Origin of the sequence: Cellulomonas avistercoris (genome assembly GCF_014836445.1) — a bacterium.
GTDB lineage: Bacteria > Actinomycetota > Actinomycetes > Actinomycetales > Cellulomonadaceae > Cellulomonas > Cellulomonas avistercoris.
In genome coordinates, this window is sequence record NZ_JACSQV010000012.1 from 34,528 (window position 1) to 53,752 (window position 19,225).

Below are 19,225 nucleotides of genomic sequence, written 5' to 3' on the forward strand. Positions count from 1 at the left end.
GAGTTCCCCCGCCTGCGCGCGGGCGCCGAGACGCCCGGGCGCCACGAGGTCGGGTCGTCGGTGTGGCAGGTGTTCGAGGGCGAGGGCACGGTCGTGCTGGGGGGCACGGAGCACCGCGTCGAGACCGGCGACCTGTTCGCCGTCCCCTCCTGGGTGCCGTGGTCGCTGCACGCCGACAGCCAGTTCGACCTCTTCCGGTTCACCGACGGCCCGATCATCGACCGGCTGCAGTTCGCGCGCACCTACGTGCCGGGGCAGCGCAACGAGGACCTCGCGTGAGGCTGGGCACGCTGCGCCTCGCCGCCCCCGGCGAGGCGCCGACGGCGACCGTCGCCGTGCGGGTCGACGAGCGCGAGGCCGTCGAGCTGCCCGGGGTGGCCGACGTCGGCGCGCTGCTCGCGGGTGCCGACTGGCGGGAGCGAGCCGCGGCCGCGGACGGACGACGGCACGCGCTCGCGGACCTCGAGCCGCGGGCCTGGGCGCCGCCCGTGCTGCGGCCGTCGAAGATCGTGTGCGTCGGGCTGAACTACCGCAACCACATCCTCGAGATGGGGCGCGAGCTCCCCGCGCACCCGACGCTGTTCGCGAAGTACCCCGAGGCGCTCGTCGGGCCGTACGACCCGATCGTGCTGCCCGCGCACGCGGCCGACGCGGTGGACTGGGAGGGTGAGGTCGCCGTCGTCGTCGGCGCGACCGCCCGGCGGCTCGACGAGGCCGCCGCGCGCGCCGCGATCGCCGGGTACGCGGTCCTCAACGACGTCACGATGCGCGACTACCAGTACCGCACCGCGCAGTGGCTGCAGGGCAAGACGTTCGAGGCGACGACGCCGTTCGGCCCCTGGCTCACGGTGGCCGGGGCCGGGCCGCTGACGGGCGACCTGCGTACCGTCGTCGACGAAAAGCAGGTGCAGCACACCGCGGTCGACGACATGGTCTTCGGCCCGGCTGCGCTCGTCGCGTACGTCTCGCAGATCCTCACGCTGCACCCGGGCGACGTCATCGCGACAGGCACGCCGGGCGGCGTCGGGCACGCCCGCACGCCCCCGCGCTACCTGCGGCCGGGGCACGTGCTCACGACGTCGGTGACGGGGCTCGGCGAGCTCCGCAACGACGTCGTCGCGGAGGCCTGACGTGGCGGCGCGGACCGACCGCACCACGGATCCGGAGCTCCGAGCGGCACTGCTGCTGGCCCGCCGCGGGCAGGCGTACTTCTCCCGCAAGCTCAACGAGCTCGGCAACGACGAGCTCGACGCGCCGTCCCTCGTGCCCGGGTGGACCCGCCGGCACGTCGTCGCGCACGTCGGGCTCAACGCGCGGGCGCTGACCCGCCTCACGGGGTGGGCGGCGACGGGCGTCGAGACGCCGATGTACGCGTCGCGCGAGGAGCGGGACGCCGAGATCGCGTACGGCGCGACGCAGCCGGCCCGCGCGCTGCGGAACCTGTCCGCGCACGCCGCCGTGCACCTCGACGTCGAGTGGCGCGACCTGGCGCCCGACGCCTGGGCCGCGCCCGTCCGCACCGCGCTCGGGCGCACGGTGCCGGCGAGCGAGACGGTGTGGATGCGCACGCGCGAGGTCTGGGTGCACGCGGTCGACCTCGACAACGGCGCGTCGTACCGGCAGTTCCCGCCCGAGCTCGTCGACGCACTGCTCGCGGACGTGACGCGGATGTGGCACTCACGCCCCGGCGAGGGTGAGGTCCCCGTGCTGGAGCCCACCGACCGGCCCGTGGCGCGCGACGGCGACGACGGGTCCGTGCGCGTGCGCGGCCGCGCCGCCGACCTTGCCCGCTGGGCGACCGGCCGCGGCGGCGAGCGCCTGCTGACGACGCCGGACGGCTCCCCGGTCCCCGCCCCACCACGCTGGCTCTGAACCGCGCGTCCGCGGATGTGGGCACTTCTTCGCACCGCGATCAAGGAAAGTGGGCACATACGTGACCTCTTCGCCCCCAGGTCATCGCCTCGGGGGATGTCGGCTGCCACCATGACCGGGTGACCGACCCGATCGACCTCGCGCACCACACGGGCTACCTCGTCCGCCGGACGCAGCAGGCGCACCTCGCCGCCTGGGCGCAGGAGGTCGGGGCGCGGCTGACGAACGTGCAGTTCGGCGTGCTCAACGTCCTGCGCACGCGCGGGGAGGCGAGCCAGCGCGACCTCTGCGACGACCTCGACCTGGACAGGTCGACGATCGCCGGGCTCGTCGCGCGGCTGGAGGCCCGTGAGCTGGTCGCGCGCGTGCGGGCCGAGGCGGACCGACGACGCAACGTCGTGCGCCTCACCGACGAGGGGCTCGCGGTGCTCGCCGAGCTGGTCCCGGCCGCCGCGCGCGTGGACGACGTCCTGACCTCCGCGCTGACCCGCCAGGAGCGCGAGACGCTGCAGGCGCTGCTCACGAAGATCCTGGTGGAGGGCCGGGCGACCACGACGGAGGACTGATCCCCGGCGAGACGGCCCGCCGGGGACCGTGGCCTGGCAGAGTCCACGCATGGTCCTCTACGACGCCATCGGCCGGACGTACACCGCCACCCGCCAGGCAGACCCCCGCATCGCCGCGCAGATCGACCGGGCGCTCCAGGGCGCGTCGACCGTCGTGAACGTCGGCGCCGGCACCGGGTCCTACGAGCCGCCGACCACCGTCGTCGCCATCGAGCCGAGCAGGACGATGATCGACCAGCGCCCCGCCGGGGCCGCCCCGGTCCTGTGCGCGGTCGCGGAGTCGATCCCCCTGGAGGACGACGCGGTGGACGCGGCCATGGCGGTCCTCACGGTGCACCACTGGACCGACCTGGAGCGCGGGATCGCTGAGATGAAGCGGGTCGCACGTCGCCGCGTCGTGGTGCTGACGTTCGACGAGACCGTGACCCGTGATTTCTGGCTGCTGCGCGACTACCTGCCCGCCGCACGCGAGCTCGACCGGGCGCACGCCGTCCCGATGGAGCGCCTCGTCGCGGCTCTCGGCCCGTGCGCGGTGGAGGCCGTCCCCGTGCCCCACGACTGCGTCGACGGGTTCGCCGCCGCCTGGTGGAGGCGGCCCGCTGCCTACCTGGATCCGTCTGTCCGGGCGGGGATCTCGGTGCTGAGCCGGGTCGGCGACCCGGAGATCCGCCGAGGTCTGGAGCGGCTCGAGAGCGACATCGCGACGGGCGCGTGGGCCGAGAGATACGCCGAGCTGCTGGCGCTCGACGAGCTCGATGCCGGCTACCGTCTGATGACGCTCGACCTGTAGAAGGAGCCGAAGGCGGTCAGGGAGCCGTCAGCGACGAGCGCCGGTAGCGTGGCTGGATGCCAGCCGGAGACCCGCCGCGCCGTCTGCTCGAGTGGTACGCCGACCAGCCCCTGCTCCGGGCCGTCCTGCCGGGTGTCCTGCTCGTGGCTCTCGGCCTGCTCGTGTTCGGGGGCATGTTCGACGCGGTCCAGGAGCGCGACGACTTCTCCCTGTGGGACCGGCCGGTCCTGGAGTTCCTGGTGGGCGCCCGCAGCGACGTCCTCACCGCGGTCCTCGCCGCGCTCACCTTCGTCACCGGTCCGACCGTGCTGCCGGTCATCATCCTGGCCGCGTGCGTGGGCTGGGGCCTGTACGCGCGCGAGTGGTGGCGGCCGCTGCTGCTCGCCGGCGCCATGATCGCCTCCACGCTGCTCTCGCTGCTGGTCAAGGGCCTCGTCGCCCGGCCCCGACCGCCGGAGGAGACCATGTACATCCCCGGCTCGGAGACGACCGGGTCGTTCCCGTCCGGCCACACCATCGGGACGGCGACCTTCCTGCTGGTCGCCGGGTACCTCGTGGCGAGCCGGCACCGCACGCGCCGGGTCGTCGTCGGCTGGTTGGTCGTCGGCGCCGTCGGTGTCGCGGCGGTCGCGCTCAGCCGCCTGTACCTCGGCTACCACTTCCTGACGGACGTCGTCGCGGCGGCCGGTCTGGCCGTCGTCGTGGTCGGCGTCGTCACCGTCGTGGACCGGGTCCACGTGATGCGCGGCCTGCCGGCGAGCGAGCCGGAGCCCGGCTGGAGCCCGCAGCCGCCACCAGAGCTCACGCAGCCGTCGCCTGGTACCTAGGGGGCGTCCAGGACCCCCGGGACGCGCGGGCGCCGACGCGGTCTCCCCGGTGACGCGCGGGTCGTCATCCGGGTGACGCGCGCGCCGGGAGGTCGTCGAGCCGCGTCGAACGGCCGATGCGCGGGGATGAGCCCGTCCAGCCCCGACGTCGCCCCGGGCGGCTCGCCGCAGCGCCCGCCGGGCGAGGCGGTGCCGTTCCGGGCGACCGCGATGGAGCGCCGACCGGTGGCCCCGTGGGTGCCCGACCGTACGACGTACCGGCGCAGGCGCAGGCTCGCCGTCGTCGTGAGCGGGCTGCTCGCGGTCCCGTTCCTGTGGTGCGTCGCCGCGATGGTCGTGACCCTGTACCGCGGAGGCGACACCCGCCTCGGCATGGTGCCCTACGTCATGTCGCTCTATGCACTGGTCGTCGGTCTCCTCGTGGCAGTGCCGCTGTGGCGACGCGCACGCGACGCACGCCACGCGCTCCTGCCGCGCATCGACGACCTCCCGTCCGCTGTGTGCCACCGGGGCCTGGACGCGTCGGTCGAGCTGCCGCGCCGCTGGTGAGGCCGGCCACGTCAGGACGGCGCCGCGACCGTCTCCCCGCGCTTCGCCCGCTGGATCTGCTCGTACACCTGCGTCCGCAGCTCGGTGAACCGCGGCATCGCCCGCGTCGTCAGCTGGTCGCGCGCGGCGGGCAGGTCGATGGCCAGGTCCTGCTGCACGACCGTCGGTGAGCTCGACAGCATCAGCACGCGCTCGCCCAGGTACACGGACTCGTCGATGTCGTGCGTGACGAACAGGACGGTCACGCCCAGGTCCTGCCAGACGCGCCGCACGAGGTCCTCGAGGTCGGCGCGCGTCTGCGCGTCGACCGCGGCGAACGGCTCGTCCATCACGAGGATCTCGGGCTCGTAGGCCACGGCGCGCGCGATCGCGACGCGCTGCTGCATGCCGCCCGAGAGCTGCCACGGGTAGGTGTCGAGCGCGTGGCCGAGCCCGACCTCCTCGAGCGCCCGCTCGACCGCGGCGAGACGCTCGCGGCGCGGCACGCCCCGCGCCTTGAGCGGCAGCCCCACGTTGTCGCGCACGGTCAGCCACGGGTAGAGGCTGCGGCCGTACTCCTGGAACACCACGGCCATCTTCTTGGGCGGCGCGGTGACCTCGGCGCCGTCGAGCGTGACCGAGCCGGCGGTGGGCGGCAGCAGGCCGGACAGGCACTTGAGCAGCGTCGTCTTGCCGCACCCGGACGGCCCGACGATGCAGACGAGCTCGCCGGGGCGCACGTCGAAGGTGATCGAGCCGATGGCCTCGACCGGTCCGGACGCGCCCTGGTAGGTCTTCTTCAGGTCCCGGACGGACAGCAGGGGCGTGTTCTCAGGCACGGGCGACCTCTCTCGAGCCGTGGTACCAGTGCAGGACCCGTCGTTCGACGAGCTGGAAGACGGCGGCGACGGCCACGCCGACGAGGCCGAGCAGCAGGATGCCGCTCCACATCTCGGCGACCATGTACTGCCGCTGGAAGTAGACGATCTGGTAGCCGAGCCCCGACGACGACGCGAACATCTCCGAGATCACCATGAGGATGAGCCCGATCGACAGGGCCAGCCGCACGCCGGCCATGATCTGCGGGCTCGCGGCCGGCAGGACGACGTACCGGTAGGCCAGCAGGCCGCGCACCCGGTAGGACCGCGAGGTGTCGACCAGCACGGGGTCGGTCCCGCGCACGCCCTCGATGGTGTTGAGCAGGACGGGCCACACGCTGCCCGACACGATCACCGCGAGCTTCATGGTGTCGTCGATGCCGAGCAGCAGCATGAGGACGGGCACGAGCACCACCGGCGGGATGGCCCGGAAGAACTCGAGCATCGGCTCGAGCAGCGCGCGCAGCCACGGGGTCGCGCCGATCGCGGTGCCGACGACCACGCCGATGACGATCGACAGCAGGACGCCGACCGCGAACCGGCCGAGGCTCGGCAGGACGTCGCGCACGAGGGTGTCCGGCGCGAGCCAGGTGCTCACGAAGGCCGTGAGCACGCGCGACGGCGGCGGGTAGTAGAGGTTCGTCGTCCCGCGGGTGGCCAGCGCCCAGGCGACGACGAGGAGCACGGGCAGCCCGACGGCGTACCCGAGCGACGCGAGCGCGCGACGCACCGCGGGCACCGGACCCGGGTGCACCGGACCCGGGTGGACCGGAGCGGCGGGCATCAGGCGACCCCTTCCCGGCGCACCGACGGGTGCCAGTGCAGGACCCGGCGCTCGACGAGCCGCGTGACGAGGTTGACGAGCAGCCCCAGCAGGCCGGTGACCAGCACGAGCGCGTACAGGCCAGGTGCGTCGGGCGCGGAGCGGTACACGTCGATCTGCCGGCCGATGCCGGGGTTGCCGATCACCAGCTCGGCCGTGATGGTCAGGACCAGGGCGATCGACGCCGCGAGCCGGAACCCCGTGATGACGTAGGGCAGCGCGGTCGGCAGGACGACGTGCCGCAGCCGCTGCAGCCGCCCGAGGCCGAAGCTGCGGGCCGTGTCGTCGGCGACGGTGTCGACGTCCCCGACGCCGTACAGGACCTGGATGAACACCTGCCAGAACGGTGCGTAGACGACGATCACCAGCGCGGCCTCGCGCGAGAGCCCGGCCACCAGGACCGCGAGCGGGATGATCGCGACCGACGGGATGGGCCGCAGGAACTCCACGGTGCTGTGGGTCGCGCGGCGCAGGAACGGCACGAGACCGATGACCGCACCGGCGACGACGGCCGCGGCGACCGCGATGAGCAGCCCGAGCGCCCACGTCACCACGGTGTCGCCGAGGGCCGACCAGAAGCGGGGCTCGCCGAGCTCGGTGACCAGCCGCGCCGCCGTCGTCGAGAACCGCGGCAGGTACGCCGGGTTGACGACCTCGGCCCACGCGACGAGCTCCCAGGTGAGCGCGAAGCCCGCGACCCCGAGGGTGCCGAGCACCGCGGGGCCGCCGGCACGCGGCGCGGTGCGGCGGGCACCCGCCCGGGCACCGGCCCCGGACCGGGGCCCGGGGGGGGCGGCCCCGGGGGCCGGGCCGGGGCCCGGGGGGGGGCGCGCGCGCCGCGTCCTGCAGGACGGCCCCGGGGGGCGCCGCCCCGGGGCCCCGGACCGGTCACCGTGTCGGTCAGCTGCATCAGTCGATGACGACGAGCGTGTCGAGGTCCGGGGCCTGGTCGAAGAACTCGTGCTCGACGGCGAGGTCCGCGAGGCCCTGGAGCACGTCGCGGTCGACCTCGGTCGAGAACTGCGGGAGCCGGAGGTTCGCGGCGGCCGGCTCGGGCAGCGACATCTCGTCGACGAGCGCCTGGCGGACGGCCTCGTCGTTGTCCGCGGCCCACGCGAACGCGGCGGTGAAGGCCTCGCGCACGGCGTCGACCAGCTCGGGGTCGTCGGCCACCGTCGCGCCGGTCGTCTGCAGGACGAGGGTCGGCAGGCCGGGCAGCACCGACTGGTAGGGGTCGACGACGCGGGCGCCGCCGGCGCCGACGATGATCGAGACGAACGGCTCGGGCACCCACGCGGCGTCGATGTTGCCGGCCTCGAGCTGCGCCTGCGCGTCGGGGAACGCGACCTCGACGAACTCGATGGTGCCGGGGTCCCCGCCGTCCTCCTCGACCGCCGCCATGATCGTCAGGTCGCCGGCCGCGCCGAGCGAGTTCACCGCGACCTTCTTGCCCGCGAGGTCGGCGGGCGTCGTGATGTCGCTGCCGGCGCCCACGACGACCGAGTTGATGTCGTCGCCCTCGGTCAGGCTCTGCGCGTAGTTCCCGACGATCTTGACGTCGAGACCCTGCAGGCTCGCGCGCATGGCACCGAACGGCTGCCCGACGGAGAAGTCGATGTCGCCGTTGACGAGTGCGGGCATGGCCTGGGCCCCGCCCTGGATCGGCTGGACCGTGACATCGAGCCCGTGCTCGGCGAAGACGCCGGCCTCCACGGCCGCCCACAGCGGGGCCGTCTCGCTGATGCTCAGCGCCCCGATCGTGACGGCGCGGGGGTTGTCGGCGTCCGGTGCGGCCGACGACTCGCTCCCGCCGCCGGGCGCCGGGTCGGACGAGGAGCACGCGGCCAGTCCGATCGACAGTGCCGCGACGAGCGCCGCGACGAGAGCGGGACGTCGGTTCATGGGGGGTCCTCAATTCTCCGTTGAATCTCGGGTCACGGGCGGTCAGCGCCGCGCGCCGTCGGGACCGACCAGCGCTCGAACCATGCATGACACTCGTCCAGCAATCGTGCAGTCGAATGTCACATGTGTCAATGATCCGGAACCGCCCGACCCCGGTCGGTGACCGGCCTCCGTGCGAGAATCGCGCGCATGTCGACGCCGCCCGGGGACGCGCCCGACCCGGACCGTGCCGGGGTCCGACGGCGGCCCGAGCAGCTCCTGCTGGCCTTCATGGGCGAGCTCATGGTCGCCGGCGGCGCCGGCCCGCTGCCGGCGTCCGTGCTCATCGCCGTGCTGGGTGAGCTCGGGGTCGGCGAGGCCGCGACGCGGGCCGCGCTGAGCCGCATGGCGGCCCGCCACCTGCTCGCGCCCGTGCGTGCCGGCCGCACCGTCTCCTACGCGCTCACGCCGGAGAGCGAGCGCGTGCTGGGGGAGGCGCGGGACCGGGTGTTCGACGACGACCCCTTCGCGCCGCGCGGCACCGGGTGGACGCTCGTGAGCTTCTCCGTGCCGGAGAGCCGCCGCGACGTGCGGCACCGCGTGCGCGCGCAGCTGGCCTGGGCCGGGTTCGGGCTGCTGCGCGACGGGCTGTGGATCGCGCCGGGCGAGGTCGACGTCGCGCAGGCGCTCGGCGGCGTCCACGGGGACGACCCCCGCGTCGACCACCCCGGCCCCGGCGACCACGGCCCCGACGACCCAGCCCCCGACGCCGGCGAGCTCGAGCTGCTCGCGTTCCGTGCGCACGAGGTGCCGGGGTTCTCGGCCGCGCGCAGCGTCCGGACCGCGTGGCGGCTCGAGGCGATGCGGGAGCGGCACGAGCAGTTCCAGGACCGGTGGGCGGGCCGCGAGCCGGACGTCGCGCACGCGCTTCGGGACGTCACGGCGCTCGTCGCCGACTGGCTCGACCTGCTGCGGGCGGTGCCGCGGCTGCCCCGCGAGCACCTCGCGCCCGACTGGCCGGCCGCCCGGTCGGTCGAGGCCTTCCGTGGCCTGCACGGGTCGCTGGCGGGTCCGGCGCAGGCGGAGCTGGCGCGGCGGCTCGCGGGCTGAGCGTCACCCGTCCGTCATTCGACATCCGTCTGACGATCGTCAGCGAAATGGTTGACGTCGGCCGTGGGTGACGGGCACGATCGCCACGTCATCACCCCGCCGCACGCCCCAGCGCGGCCCGCCCACGAGGATGTGAGCAGTGGCAGACGTCCCGTCACCGTCGTCCGGTGACCTCGATCGCGCCAACTACGCGACGATCTGGGACGCCGTGGCGCGCGCCGTGCCGGACCGCGTCGCCGTGCGGACCGACGGCGAGGACGTCACCTACGCGGCCTTCGAGCAGCGGGCCGCGCGCCTCGCGGCCACGCTCGTCGCGCACGGCCTGGGGCCGGGGTCGACCGTCGCGATCTTCATGTACAACCGCGTCGAGTACCTGACCACGCTCTACGCGGCGTACAAGATCGGCGCGATCCCGGTCAACGTCAACTTCCGCTACCACGGTGCCGAGCTCGCCGAGCTGCTCGAGATGTCGCGGCCCTCCGCGCTGGTGTACCCGCGCAGCCTCGCGGACGCGGTGCTCGACGCCGGCACGCGCGTCCCGCTGCCCGGGCTCGTCCTCGTCGTCGCCGACGAGGTCCGGGGCGACGCGCCCCCGGGCCCCGGGACGCCCTTCGCGGCGGCGCTCGACGCCGCGCCGCTGCCGCCCCGCGCGCTCGGGCCCGACCACCGGATCTTCATGTTCACGGGCGGCACGACCGGGCGTCCCAAGGCCGTCGTGTGGACCCACGACAACCTGTTCGACAGCCAGCTGTTCTCCATCTACGGCTCGCTGCCCGTCGACGTCCCGACGTCCCTCGACGACGTCACGCGCGTCGCCGCGCGCGAGGACCTGCCCCGCACGGTGTGCCTGCCGCTGCCGCCGATGATGCACGCGACGGCGCTGTTCAACGTCATGAACGCGATGGTCCTCGGCGGCACCGTCGTGTTCCTGCCCACCGCGCGGTTCGACCCGCGCGCGGCGGTCCGGGCCGTCGAGGAGCACGGTGTCACACGCCTCGTCGTCGCGGGCAACGCGATCGTCGGGCCGCTCGTGGACGTCCTCGACGCCGGGGCGGGTGCGGACGTCTCCAGCCTCACCACGGTGCTCAGCTCGGGCATGGTCTGGTCCGACGACCTCAAGGCCCGGCTGATCGCGCACGCGCCGGGCGCGACCCTCATCGACATCGTCGGCTCGAGCGAGGGCGGGCCGTTCGCGTACGGCGTCGTGCGCGGCCCCGAGGACCTGCCGTGCCGGCCGCGGCTCGCGCAGGGTGCCGTCGTCCTGGCGCCGGACCTCACGCCCGTCGACGAGATCGGGGAGACGGGCATGCTCGCGTACCGCGGCGCCATGCCGCTGGGCTACCACGACGACCCGGCCCGCACGGCCGAGACGTACCCCGTGATCGACGGCGTGCGCCACGTGATGCCGGGGGACTGGGTGCGCGTGCTGGGCGACGGGTACGTCGAGCTGCTCGGCCGCGGGTCGGGGGTCGTCAACACGGGCGGGGAGAAGGTGTTCCCCGGTGAGGTCGAGAAGGTGCTGCTCGCGCTGCCGGGCGTCGTGGACGCCGTCGTCCTGGGCCTGCCGGACCCGCGCTGGGGCGAGGTCGTCACGGCCGTCGTCGTCACCGCGCCCGGCGCCGGGCTCACGGCCGAGCAGGTCCAGGACGAGGTGGGCCGCCGGCTGGCCGGGTACAAGAAGCCGCGCCGGCTGTACCTGGTCGACGAGCTCGCGCGCAGCCCCAGCGGCAAGGTCGACATGCATCGCCTGCGCCGGCGCATCACCGAGGTCGAGGTCCCCGCGCTCGTGGACCCGGTCGTCGAGCCGCTCGCCGCCGCCGACCCCGCCGAGAGGACCCGATGAAGTTCACCGACGCCCACATCCCGTTCCGGATGTGCTGGACCTCGCCGTTCGCCAAGTGGCAGGGGCCGCTCGCGGACGTCAACAGCCTGGACCTCGCGGTCGACGTCACGGGCCGCGCGCTGGCCGACCGGGGACTGCCGCCCGAGGAGATCACCGAGTGGACGCTCGGGTGCACCGTCCCGCAGCAGCACTCCTTCTACGGCGTCACCCTCGTCTCGCGCCGCCTCGGCGCCGGTGACCACGGCGGACCGTGGATCTCGCGCGCGTGCGCGACCTCGGCCGCGGTGATCGAGCACCTCGCGACGCAGGTGCAGCTCGGGGCGCACACGACCACCATCGGCGTCGTCACCGACCGCACCAGCAACGGCCCGCTCATGCTCTGGAGCAGCGGGCGTGGACCCGGCGGCGCACCCGTCAGCGAGCACTGGGTGCTCGACCCGATGAAGCTCGACCCGACCACCGGCCAGAGCATGAACGACACGGCCGAGAACACCGCGCGCGCGGCGGGCTACACGCGCGAGCAGGTCGACGAGGTCGCCCTGCTGCGCCACGAGCAGTACGCCGCCGCGCTGGCCGACGACCGCGCGGTCCAGCGCGCGTTCATGGTCCCGGTGCGGATCCCGACGCGACGCGGCGAGGAGTGGGTCACGCAGGACCACGGCGTCTTCCCGACGACGGCCGAGGGGCTGGCCAGGCTGCGTCCCGTGTCGCCCGACGGCGTCGTGACGTACGGCGCGCAGACGCACCCCGCCGACGGGTGCGCCGGGGTCGTCGTCGCGAGCGCCGACCGGGCGCGCGAGCTCGACGGCGACGGGGTCACCGCGCAGGTCCTCGCGACGGGGTTCGCGCGTGCCGAGCCCGCGTACATGCCGCAGGCCCCGGTCCCCGCCGCCCGGCGCGCGCTCGCGGACGCCGGTGTGGAGATCGGCGACATCGACGTCGTGACGACGCACAACCCGTTCGCCGTCAACGACCTGTGGTTCGCCGAGCAGACCGGGTTCGCGCTCGAGCGCATGAACCCCTACGGGTCCTCGCTGGTCTACGGCCACCCGCAGGGCCCGACGGGCGCGCGCGCCGTGACCGAGCTGATCCACGCGCTGCACGCCCGCGGCGGCGGGACCGGGCTGTTCACCGGGTGCGCCGCGGGCGACTCCGCCGGGGCCGTCGTCGTGCGCGTCGACGGCTGACCGGCCCGCCTCGCCGCCCGACCTCCCCCTGCCCGACCGACCTGCCCGACCGACCTGCCCGACCGACCTGCCCGACCCCACGACCCCGAGGGAGCACACCCCCATGACCGACCCCGCCACCGCGACCACCGCGGCGCCGACGCCGACCCGGACCACCGTCGCCCTGGCCGACCTGCCGTCCCTGGTCGGCACGACCTTCGGGCCGTCGTCCTGGCGGACCATCACGCAGGAGCAGGTCGACCGGTTCGCCGACCTGACGGGCGACCACAACCCGATCCACCTGGACCCCGCCTACGCGGCGAGCACGCCCTTCGGCGGCACGATCGTGCACGGCTACCTCACGCTCGCGCTGGTCGTGCCGCTCATGGCGGAGGTCGTCGAGGTGACCGGGGTGGGGACGGGGGTCAACTACGGGCTCGACCGCCTGCGGTTCCCGGCGCCCGTGCGGGTCGGGTCGCGCATCCGCGTGACGTCGACGCTGTCCGCCGTCACCGAGGTCGCCGGGGGGTACCAGGCCGTCTTCGAGAACACCTTCGAGGCCGAGGGGCTGGCCAAGCCCGCCGCGGTCGCCGTCATGATCGTGCGGTACTACGCGTGAACGCGGGCGTGGGCGCGAGCACCGACTTGACCGGCCGGGCCGCCGTCGTCACCGGTAGCGGGCGGGGGCTGGGCCGCGCGTACGCACGCGCGCTGGCCGCCGCGGGTGCGGGCGTCGTGGTCAACGACGTCGACCCGGACGCAGCGCAGGCCACGGTCGACGCGATCGTCGCCGACGGGGGAGCGGCCGTCGCCGTCGTCGCGCCCGTGGGCCCGACCGCGACCGCCGACCGGCTCGTCGCCGCCGCCGTCGAGACGTTCGGACGGCTCGACGTGCTCGTCACCAACGCCGGCGTGCTGCGCGACCGCGTGCTGTGGAAGACGACCGACGAGGACTTCGACCTCGTCGTCGACACGCACCTGCGGGGCACGTTCACGTGCGCGAGGGCCGCCGCCGTCCACATGCGCGAGCGCGGCGAGGGCGGGCGGATCGTGCTGGTCGGTTCGCCCGCCGGGCAGCACGGCAACTTCGGCCAGACGAGCTACGCGGCGGCGAAGGCGGGGATCGTCGCGATGGCCCGGACCTGGTCGCTCGAGCTGGCGCGCGCCCGCATCACGGTCAACGCCGTGGTGCCGACCGCGATCACCGCGATGACCGCGACCATCCCCGTCTACGCGGAGGTCGCGGCGGCCTACGACCGTGGCGAGCCGCTGCCGCGCACCGTGCGCCAGGAGCACGCGCTGGGCGGGCCGGAGGACGTCGCGCCGCTGGTGGTGTGGCTCGCGTCGGACGCGTCGGCGGGCGTCACCGGGCAGGCGATCGGCATCGGCGGGGACAAGCTGTCGGTCTACTCGGTCCCGCAGGAGCTCGCCGTCACGTACCGCGAGGGCGGGTGGAGCGCCGAGGCGATCGGGGAGGCGTGGGAGTGCACGTTCGCGCCGCACCTGCAGCCCAGCGGGATCACCCTGCCGCCGCTCGAGCCGCCGACGTGACGGGTGCGGGGCGCGGCCCGGGCGGGTCCGCGACGACCGAGAACTGGACGACACGGTCCGCGAGTGCGGGCGCGTAGCCGCTGATGACCTGCCGGACCCGCACCGACGCGGGGGCGCCGAGCTGCTCGTAGGTGTCGAGGAACAGGTCACGGGCGCGGTCCCGCGGCCAGTCCGCGGGCAGCAGCCGGCGCGGCAGGTCGGGGTCCACGCCGGGGAAAGCGCGCCAGGCGTCCATGAGCTCGGTGCGCTTGACGAGCGCCTCGACCGGGGAGATCGCGCCCTTGTTGAGGGCCGCGTGGGTCGGCTCCCAGGTGGCGAGGAAGGTGCGGTAGAGCTCGGCGAGCCCGTCGAGGTCCCACGCGCTCTCGGGCGTCAGGGCCGTGCCGGGCAGCACCGGGCACGTCGCGACGAACGCGGTCGCGTGCGTGACGCCGAGGTCCCCGAGCTCGGCGAGCGCCTCGTCGTGCCGTGCGTGCGGCGAGATCCACAGGGCGTCGTACAGGGGCGCGAACCCGAGCCAGCGCAGGCGCGTGCGCAGGGCCTCGCGGGCCGAGCGGTTGGCCTCCGGCACCGAGAAGGCCACGAGGCTCCACCGGCCGTCCCACGCGGCGGCGTCCCCGGCGCCGAACGCGACGATGCGCTCGGCGCCCGTGCGCATGATCGCCTGCGCGCGCGGCGTCAGCTCGTAGAACGTGTGGCGGCCGCTGCGCGTCGAGGCGAGGAGTCCGTGCTTGACCATGCGGCTCAGGGCGGCGCGCGCGGCGACGTCGCTGACGCCGAAGTCCGCGAGCAGGTCGACCAGGGCGGCCGACGGCAGCGGGTCGGTCTGGCCCCACCAGTAGTCGCCCAGGAGCGTCAGCAGCAGGCTCGGTGGGGACCCCTCGCGCGTGCGCGGCGTACCTGCGCCCGCCTCGATCGTGCGTGCCACGGCGACTCCCCTCCCCGTTCGTCGCCGGTCGCGACGATGCTTGACATATCTTACGTCGCCCGCCGATAGTCGTGTCACCTTTGAGCGACCCGGGAGCCACTGACGATGAGGTTGGCCAGCACCCTCGACGCACGCCTGCACGCCGTGCTGCACGACCGGTCGGTCGACCTGACCGACGCCCTCGGGCTGCGGCCGGGCGTCGGCGGCCCGCTGCTGGCGTTCCTCGAGCGCGGCGGCACGCTCGGCGAGCTCCAGGCGCTCGACCTCGACGCGCTGCCGTCGCAGCCGACCGACCTCGCCCGGCTCGCGGCGCCCGTCGCGCGCCCCGGCAAGGTCGTCGGCGCACCCGTCAACTACCTCGACCACCAGGCCGAGATGGGCGAGCAGCGCACCATCGCCGACTACGGGATGTTCCTCAAGGCGAGCTCGTCGGTCATCGGCCCCACCGGGTCGATCCGGCTGCCGTACCTCGACGTGCGCACCGACCACGAGGGTGAGCTCGGCGTCGTCATCGGCCGCACCGCCAGCCGCGTGCCGGCCGAGCGCGCCCTGGAGCACGTGCTCGGCTACGCGCCCGTCCTGGACATCACGGTCCGGTCCGGCGAGGACCGCTCGACGCGCAAGTCGTTCGACACGTTCACGCCCTTCGGCCCGTGGGTGACCACCGCCGACGAGGTCCCCGATCCGGGCGCGCTCGACCTGCGCTGCTGGGTCGACGGCGAGCTGCGCCAGCACGCGTCGACCGCGGACCTGATCTACGGCGTCGCGGAGCTCATCGCCTACACGAGCCACGTCATGACGCTGCACCCCGGCGACGTCATCGCGACGGGCACGCCCGCGGGCGTCGGCCCGATCGCGGCCGGGCAGCGCGTGGCGGTCGAGATCACGGGGCTGGGACGGCTGGACGTCGGCGTCACCGACGAGGGCGCGATCGCCTATGCCGACCGCCCGGGGCACCGGTGACGGCGACCCCGACGGCCGCGGGCCGCGCACCGGCCACGCGCGCCGCCGGGCCGCGGGACGCGTCGCGCGCCGACCCCCTGGACGCGATGTTCCGCCCCGCGAGCATCGCGGTCGTCGGTGCGTCGGCGCGGCCGGGCAAGGCCGGCCACGCCATGGTCCAGGCGCTGCGCCACTTCCCCGGCACGCTGCACCTGGTGAACCCGCGCGGCGGGGACGTGCTCGGGCGCACCGCGCTGCCGTCGCTGCGCGAGGCGTCGGACGTCGACCTCGCGGTGCTCGTCGTACCGCCCGACGCGGTGCCCGGTGCGCTCGAGGACGCGCACGACGCCGGGGTGCGCGCGGCCGTCGTGTGCGCGGGCGGGTTCGCGGAGTCCGGCCCCGATGGCGCCCGGATCCAGGAGCGCGTCGTGCGCGTCGCGCAGGAGGCGGGCATCCGCCTGCTCGGGCCCAACACGTCGGGGTTCATGAACCCCGTCGACCGCACGACCGCCAACTTCATGCCCGCCGTCGCCGACCTCGCGCCCGGGACCGTGAGCGTCGTGGCGCAGTCCGGCGGCGTGAACCTCGCGCTCGCGTTCCTGCTCGCACGTGCCGGGGTGGGCCTGCGCCTCGGCGTCGGGCTCGGCAACGCCGTCGACGTCGACTTCCCCGAGCTGCTCGACCACCTGGCTCGCGACGAGGCCACCACCGCGGTGGGCCTGCACGTCGAGGGCGTCGCCGACGGTCCGGCGCTCGTCGCGGCGCTGCGGCGGACGACCGCGCGCAAGCCCGTCGTCGCGTTCAAGGTCGGCCGGTCCGACGTCTCCGAGTTCGCGCGCTCGCACACGGGCGCGCTGACCGGCTCGTACGCGGTGACGCGCGCGGCGCTGCAGCAGGCCGGCGCGGTGGTCGTGGACAGCCTCGAGGAGCTGGTCGCCGCGCTGGTCGCGCTGCGGGCGGTCCGGCTGCCCGCCGCCGCACGGGTCGGCGTCGGCCTGCTCACTGGTCAGGCCGGGCCCGGGCTGGTCGTCACCGACGCGCTCGGGGCGCGGGGCGTCGAGCTGCCCACGCTCGCCGACGCGACCCGGCGCCGCATCGCCGAGCTGCTGCCGCCTCTGACGTTCCAGCGCAACCCGGTCGACACCGGCCGCCCGTCGCCCACCTTCGGCGACGTGCTCGGGGCCGTCGCCGGCGACCCGGCGATCGACGTCGTCGGCGTCTACGCGCTCGACGAGCCCGGCGCCCTCGACCCCGTCGCCGCGCTCGGACCGGCCGCCGGGCGTGTGCTGTTCGCGAGCGGCGGCCCGCCCGACGCGCTCGCCGAGCGCTGCCGCGCGCTGGACGCCGCGGGCATCCCGATGCTCGCCGGCCCCGGCGACCTCGCGACGGCCCTGGCCGCCGTGGTCGCCGACGCGCGCGGGCGCGCCGTCGCCGACGCGCCACCCGTGGCCGCCACCCGGACCGTCGGCCGCACGCTCGACGAGCACGAGGGCAAGACGCTGCTGGAGTCGTACGGCGTGCGGACGCCGGCGCGGCGGGTCGCCGCCGACCGGGCGCAGGCCCGGGCGGCGCTCGCGGACCTCGTGCACGACGGCGGCCGGGTCGTCGTCAAGGTGCTCGACGCCGCGGTGCTGCACAAGTCCGACGTCGGCGGCGTGCACGTGGGCGTGGCCGACGCCGACGCGCTCGAGGCGGCGCTCGACGCGGTCGACGCAATCCCGTCCGTCGACGGTGGGCCGACGCCGCGCCGCTACCTGCTGGAGGCGCTGGCCGCGCCGGGCGTCGAGCTCATCGTCGGGGCCGTGCGCGACGCGGCCTTCGGGCCCGTGGTCCTGCTCGGCCTGGGCGGCGCCGCCGCCGAGCTCGGGCGCGACCCCGTGCTGCGGCTCGCGCCCCTGTCGGTCGCGCGCTCCGAGGAGATGGTCCGCAGCCTGCCGCCCGCCGTCCTCGCCGGGTTCCGCGGGGCCCCGCCCGTCGACGTGCCGGCGCTCGCCGGGGTCCTGCGGGCCGTCGGCCAGGTCGTCTGCGACCACGGCGACGTCACCGAGCTCGACCTCAACCCGGTCCGCATGACGGCCGACGGCCCGCTCGTCCTCGACGCCGTGGTCGTGGCAGACCCGGCCGTACCCCTGAGAGGAGACACATGTCCGGCGTGAGCGCACACCCCCTCGCCGCGGGCGACGACGTCACCGGCACCCGGGACGTCCTCGTCGTCGGCGCGGGCCCCGTCGGGCTGACCGCCGCGCTCGCGTTGCGCGCCTACGGCGTCCCCGTCACGGTGCTCGAGGCCGGGCCCGAGGGACGTCAGCGGCCCGGCAGCCGCGCGATCTTCACGCACAGCCAGACGCTCCAGATCCTCGACCGGATCAGCCCCGGGCTGGGCGCCGAGCTGTACCGGCACGGCGTCTACTGGAACACCCAGCGCACGTTCCACGGCGGCAAGGAGGTCTACGCCAAGACCTACCCCGACCCGCCGGACGGCGTGTACCCGCACTTCACGAGCCTGCCGCAGGTGCAGATCGAGGCGTACCTGCACGCACGCGCGGTGGCGGCGGGCGTCGGGTTCGCGTGGGAGCAGGAGATCGCCCAGGTCACGGCGGACGACGACGGGGTCGTGCTCACCACCGCGGCGGGCCGCCGCTGGGACGCGCCGTACGTCGTCGGCGCGGACGGGTCACGCTCGGCGGTGCGCAAGCAGATCGGTGCGCGCATGGAGGGCACGCGCGACGAGGGCTGGTACGTCGTCGTCGACGTGGCCGAGAAGGACGACCCCACGCTGCCGCGCGAGCGGCACTTCCACTACGCCCACCCCGCGGTGGGCGGACGCAACGTGCTGATCGTGCCGTTCGCGGGCGGCTACCGCGTCGACCTGCAGCTCGTCGAGGGGGACGACCAGGAGGCGCTCGCGTCGGACGAGGGCGTGCGCGGGTGGCTCGACGCGGTCCTGCCGCCCGGGTACGCGCAGCGCACGACGTGGGTGTCGACCTACCAGTTCCTGCAGCTCGTCGCCCACGACTTCGCCGATCCGCACCGCCGCGTGCTGCTCGCGGGGGAGGCGGCGCACCTGTTCGCGCCGTTCGGTGCACGCGGGCTGAACTCCGGCGTCCCGGACGCCGAGGCCGCGGCCATCGCGATCGCGGCGGCGTCCCGGGCGTCGGGTGCGGCGGCACGCACCCCGGTCGAGGCGTTCGCCCTCGCGCGGCGCTCCGCGGCGCTGTTCAACCGCGACGCCGCCGGCGAGGCGCTCGCGCATCTGCGCCCCGACGCGGAGACCGCGGCGCGGGTCCTGGCCGCTGCGGAGCGGGCCCCCGGGGACGCCGACGCGTCGGTGTGGCTCGAGAAGGCGCCGTACGGCCCGCGCGGCGTCCACCGTGCGGACACGGTCTACCGCTACTGACGGCGACCCGCTCACCGACCTGTCCGCTGCGCGACCCGACCCGACCCGACCCGACCCGGCGCCGCCCCGCAGGGCCGCTGAGCGGGCCGGGTCCGGTCGCCCGAGCGCACGTCGCCCAGGCGC

The 19,225-nt window shown here is 75.1% G+C and carries 20 protein-coding genes; 15 read left to right on the forward strand and 5 right to left on the reverse strand.

What is annotated here, in order from left to right; translation table 11 throughout:
* The 7 genes from H9657_RS19190 to H9657_RS13760 all read left to right on the forward strand — a co-directional run.
* Positions 1-279: cupin domain-containing protein (locus tag H9657_RS19190; protein ID WP_225215321.1), on the forward strand; the 279-nt coding region annotated here is incomplete at its 5' end.
* A complete protein-coding gene (locus tag H9657_RS13735; protein ID WP_191783986.1) occupies positions 276-1,130 on the forward strand; it encodes a fumarylacetoacetate hydrolase family protein in 855 nt (284 codons plus the stop codon). The genes H9657_RS19190 and H9657_RS13735, both read left to right, overlap by 4 nt.
* A 1-nt stretch (position 1,131) precedes the next feature.
* Entirely contained in the window at positions 1,132-1,872 is a 741-nt protein-coding gene (locus H9657_RS13740) for a maleylpyruvate isomerase family mycothiol-dependent enzyme (protein ID WP_191783987.1), read from the forward strand.
* 119 nt (positions 1,873-1,991) lie between these two features.
* Positions 1,992-2,438 (forward strand): MarR family winged helix-turn-helix transcriptional regulator, encoded by a 447-nt coding sequence (locus H9657_RS13745; RefSeq protein ID WP_191783988.1) that lies wholly within the window; start codon positions 1,992-1,994, stop codon positions 2,436-2,438.
* A gap of 49 nt (positions 2,439-2,487) precedes the next feature.
* Complete coding sequence (locus H9657_RS13750) at positions 2,488-3,228, forward strand: class I SAM-dependent methyltransferase (RefSeq protein WP_191783989.1); 741 nt, start codon at positions 2,488-2,490, stop codon at positions 3,226-3,228.
* 56 nt (positions 3,229-3,284) lie between these two features.
* Entirely contained in the window at positions 3,285-4,055 is a 771-nt protein-coding gene (locus H9657_RS13755) for a phosphatase PAP2 family protein (protein WP_191783990.1), read from the forward strand.
* A 126-nt stretch (positions 4,056-4,181) separates the two neighbouring features.
* The gene (locus H9657_RS13760) at positions 4,182-4,604 is read left to right on the forward strand and encodes a hypothetical protein (RefSeq protein WP_191783991.1); all 423 of its coding nucleotides are present in this window, start codon (positions 4,182-4,184) and stop codon (positions 4,602-4,604) included.
* An 11-nt stretch (positions 4,605-4,615) separates the two neighbouring features.
* Here H9657_RS13760 and H9657_RS13765 read toward each other — a convergent pair whose 3' ends face one another.
* The 4 genes from H9657_RS13765 to H9657_RS13780 all read right to left on the reverse strand — a co-directional run bounded on the left by H9657_RS13765 (position 4,616) and on the right by H9657_RS13780 (position 8,186).
* A complete protein-coding gene (locus H9657_RS13765; RefSeq protein ID WP_191783992.1) occupies positions 4,616-5,422 on the reverse strand; it encodes an ABC transporter ATP-binding protein in 807 nt (268 codons plus the stop codon).
* Complete coding sequence (locus tag H9657_RS13770; protein ID WP_191783993.1) at positions 5,415-6,245, reverse strand: ABC transporter permease; 831 nt, start codon at positions 6,243-6,245, stop codon at positions 5,415-5,417. Before H9657_RS13770 ends, H9657_RS13765 begins: the two co-directional genes overlap by 8 nt.
* Positions 6,245-7,000 carry an ABC transporter permease gene (locus tag H9657_RS13775; protein WP_191783994.1) on the reverse strand — a complete coding sequence of 252 codons (756 nt, stop codon included), beginning with the start codon at positions 6,998-7,000 and terminating at the stop codon, positions 6,245-6,247. Before H9657_RS13775 ends, H9657_RS13770 begins: the two co-directional genes overlap by 1 nt.
* 193 nt (positions 7,001-7,193) lie before the next feature.
* Positions 7,194-8,186 carry an ABC transporter substrate-binding protein gene (locus H9657_RS13780; RefSeq protein ID WP_191783995.1) on the reverse strand — a complete coding sequence of 331 codons (993 nt, stop codon included), beginning with the start codon at positions 8,184-8,186 and terminating at the stop codon, positions 7,194-7,196.
* Positions 8,187-8,375: 189 nt separating this feature from the next.
* Here H9657_RS13780 and H9657_RS13785 point away from each other — a divergent pair, with 189 nt between their 5' ends.
* From H9657_RS13785 to H9657_RS13805, 5 genes are all read left to right on the forward strand, one after another.
* Positions 8,376-9,275 carry a PaaX family transcriptional regulator gene (locus H9657_RS13785; RefSeq protein WP_191783996.1) on the forward strand — a complete coding sequence of 300 codons (900 nt, stop codon included), beginning with the start codon at positions 8,376-8,378 and terminating at the stop codon, positions 9,273-9,275.
* A gap of 139 nt (positions 9,276-9,414) precedes the next feature.
* Positions 9,415-11,118 (forward strand): AMP-binding protein, encoded by a 1,704-nt coding sequence (locus H9657_RS13790; protein ID WP_191783997.1) that lies wholly within the window; start codon positions 9,415-9,417, stop codon positions 11,116-11,118.
* Entirely contained in the window at positions 11,115-12,305 is a 1,191-nt protein-coding gene (locus H9657_RS13795; RefSeq protein ID WP_191783998.1) for a thiolase family protein, read from the forward strand. Before H9657_RS13790 ends, H9657_RS13795 begins: the two co-directional genes overlap by 4 nt.
* Positions 12,306-12,408: 103 nt before the next feature.
* Positions 12,409-12,903: a MaoC family dehydratase gene (locus H9657_RS13800; RefSeq protein ID WP_191783999.1), complete on the forward strand. Its 495-nt coding sequence runs from the start codon at positions 12,409-12,411 to the stop codon at positions 12,901-12,903.
* The gene (locus H9657_RS13805; protein WP_318241499.1) at positions 12,900-13,835 is read left to right on the forward strand and encodes an SDR family NAD(P)-dependent oxidoreductase; all 936 of its coding nucleotides are present in this window, start codon (positions 12,900-12,902) and stop codon (positions 13,833-13,835) included. The genes H9657_RS13800 and H9657_RS13805 overlap by 4 nt, the downstream gene beginning before the upstream one ends.
* Here H9657_RS13805 and H9657_RS13810 read toward each other — a convergent pair.
* Positions 13,804-14,763: a PaaX family transcriptional regulator gene (locus H9657_RS13810; protein ID WP_191784000.1), complete on the reverse strand. Its 960-nt coding sequence runs from the start codon at positions 14,761-14,763 to the stop codon at positions 13,804-13,806. The two genes, H9657_RS13805 and H9657_RS13810, sit on opposite strands and share 32 nt — an antisense overlap.
* Positions 14,764-14,868: 105 nt before the next feature.
* On the opposite strand from H9657_RS13810, the gene H9657_RS13815 reads away from it, so the two are divergent.
* Genes H9657_RS13815 through H9657_RS13825 form a run of 3 tightly spaced genes read left to right on the forward strand, consistent with a single transcriptional unit; the run spans position 14,869 to position 19,102 of the window.
* A complete protein-coding gene (locus H9657_RS13815; RefSeq protein WP_191784001.1) occupies positions 14,869-15,726 on the forward strand; it encodes a fumarylacetoacetate hydrolase family protein in 858 nt (285 codons plus the stop codon).
* Entirely contained in the window at positions 15,723-17,861 is a 2,139-nt protein-coding gene (locus tag H9657_RS13820; protein ID WP_318241500.1) for an acetate--CoA ligase family protein, read from the forward strand. The genes H9657_RS13815 and H9657_RS13820 overlap by 4 nt, the downstream gene beginning before the upstream one ends.
* Entirely contained in the window at positions 17,858-19,102 is a 1,245-nt protein-coding gene (locus H9657_RS13825) for an FAD-dependent monooxygenase (protein ID WP_318241501.1), read from the forward strand. Before H9657_RS13820 ends, H9657_RS13825 begins: the two co-directional genes overlap by 4 nt.
* The last annotated feature ends 123 nt before the right edge of the window (positions 19,103-19,225 follow it).

Bases quoted from the DNA above. Each gene is read 5' to 3' on its own strand.
- H9657_RS13815 (WP_191784001.1), top strand. From the start codon at position 14,869: ATGAGGTTGGCCAGCACCCTCGACGCACGCCTGCACGCCGTGCTGCAC.
- H9657_RS13780 (WP_191783995.1), bottom strand. From the start codon at position 8,186: ATGAACCGACGTCCCGCTCTCGTCGCGGCGCTCGTCGCGGCACTGTCG.
- H9657_RS13755 (WP_191783990.1), top strand. From the start codon at position 3,285: ATGCCAGCCGGAGACCCGCCGCGCCGTCTGCTCGAGTGGTACGCCGAC.
- H9657_RS13800 (WP_191783999.1), top strand. From the start codon at position 12,409: ATGACCGACCCCGCCACCGCGACCACCGCGGCGCCGACGCCGACCCGG.
- H9657_RS13770 (WP_191783993.1), bottom strand. From the start codon at position 6,245: ATGCCCGCCGCTCCGGTCCACCCGGGTCCGGTGCACCCGGGTCCGGTG.
- H9657_RS13785 (WP_191783996.1), top strand. From the start codon at position 8,376: ATGTCGACGCCGCCCGGGGACGCGCCCGACCCGGACCGTGCCGGGGTC.
- H9657_RS13795 (WP_191783998.1), top strand. From the start codon at position 11,115: ATGAAGTTCACCGACGCCCACATCCCGTTCCGGATGTGCTGGACCTCG.
- H9657_RS13750 (WP_191783989.1), top strand. From the start codon at position 2,488: ATGGTCCTCTACGACGCCATCGGCCGGACGTACACCGCCACCCGCCAG.
- H9657_RS13760 (WP_191783991.1), top strand. From the start codon at position 4,182: ATGAGCCCGTCCAGCCCCGACGTCGCCCCGGGCGGCTCGCCGCAGCGC.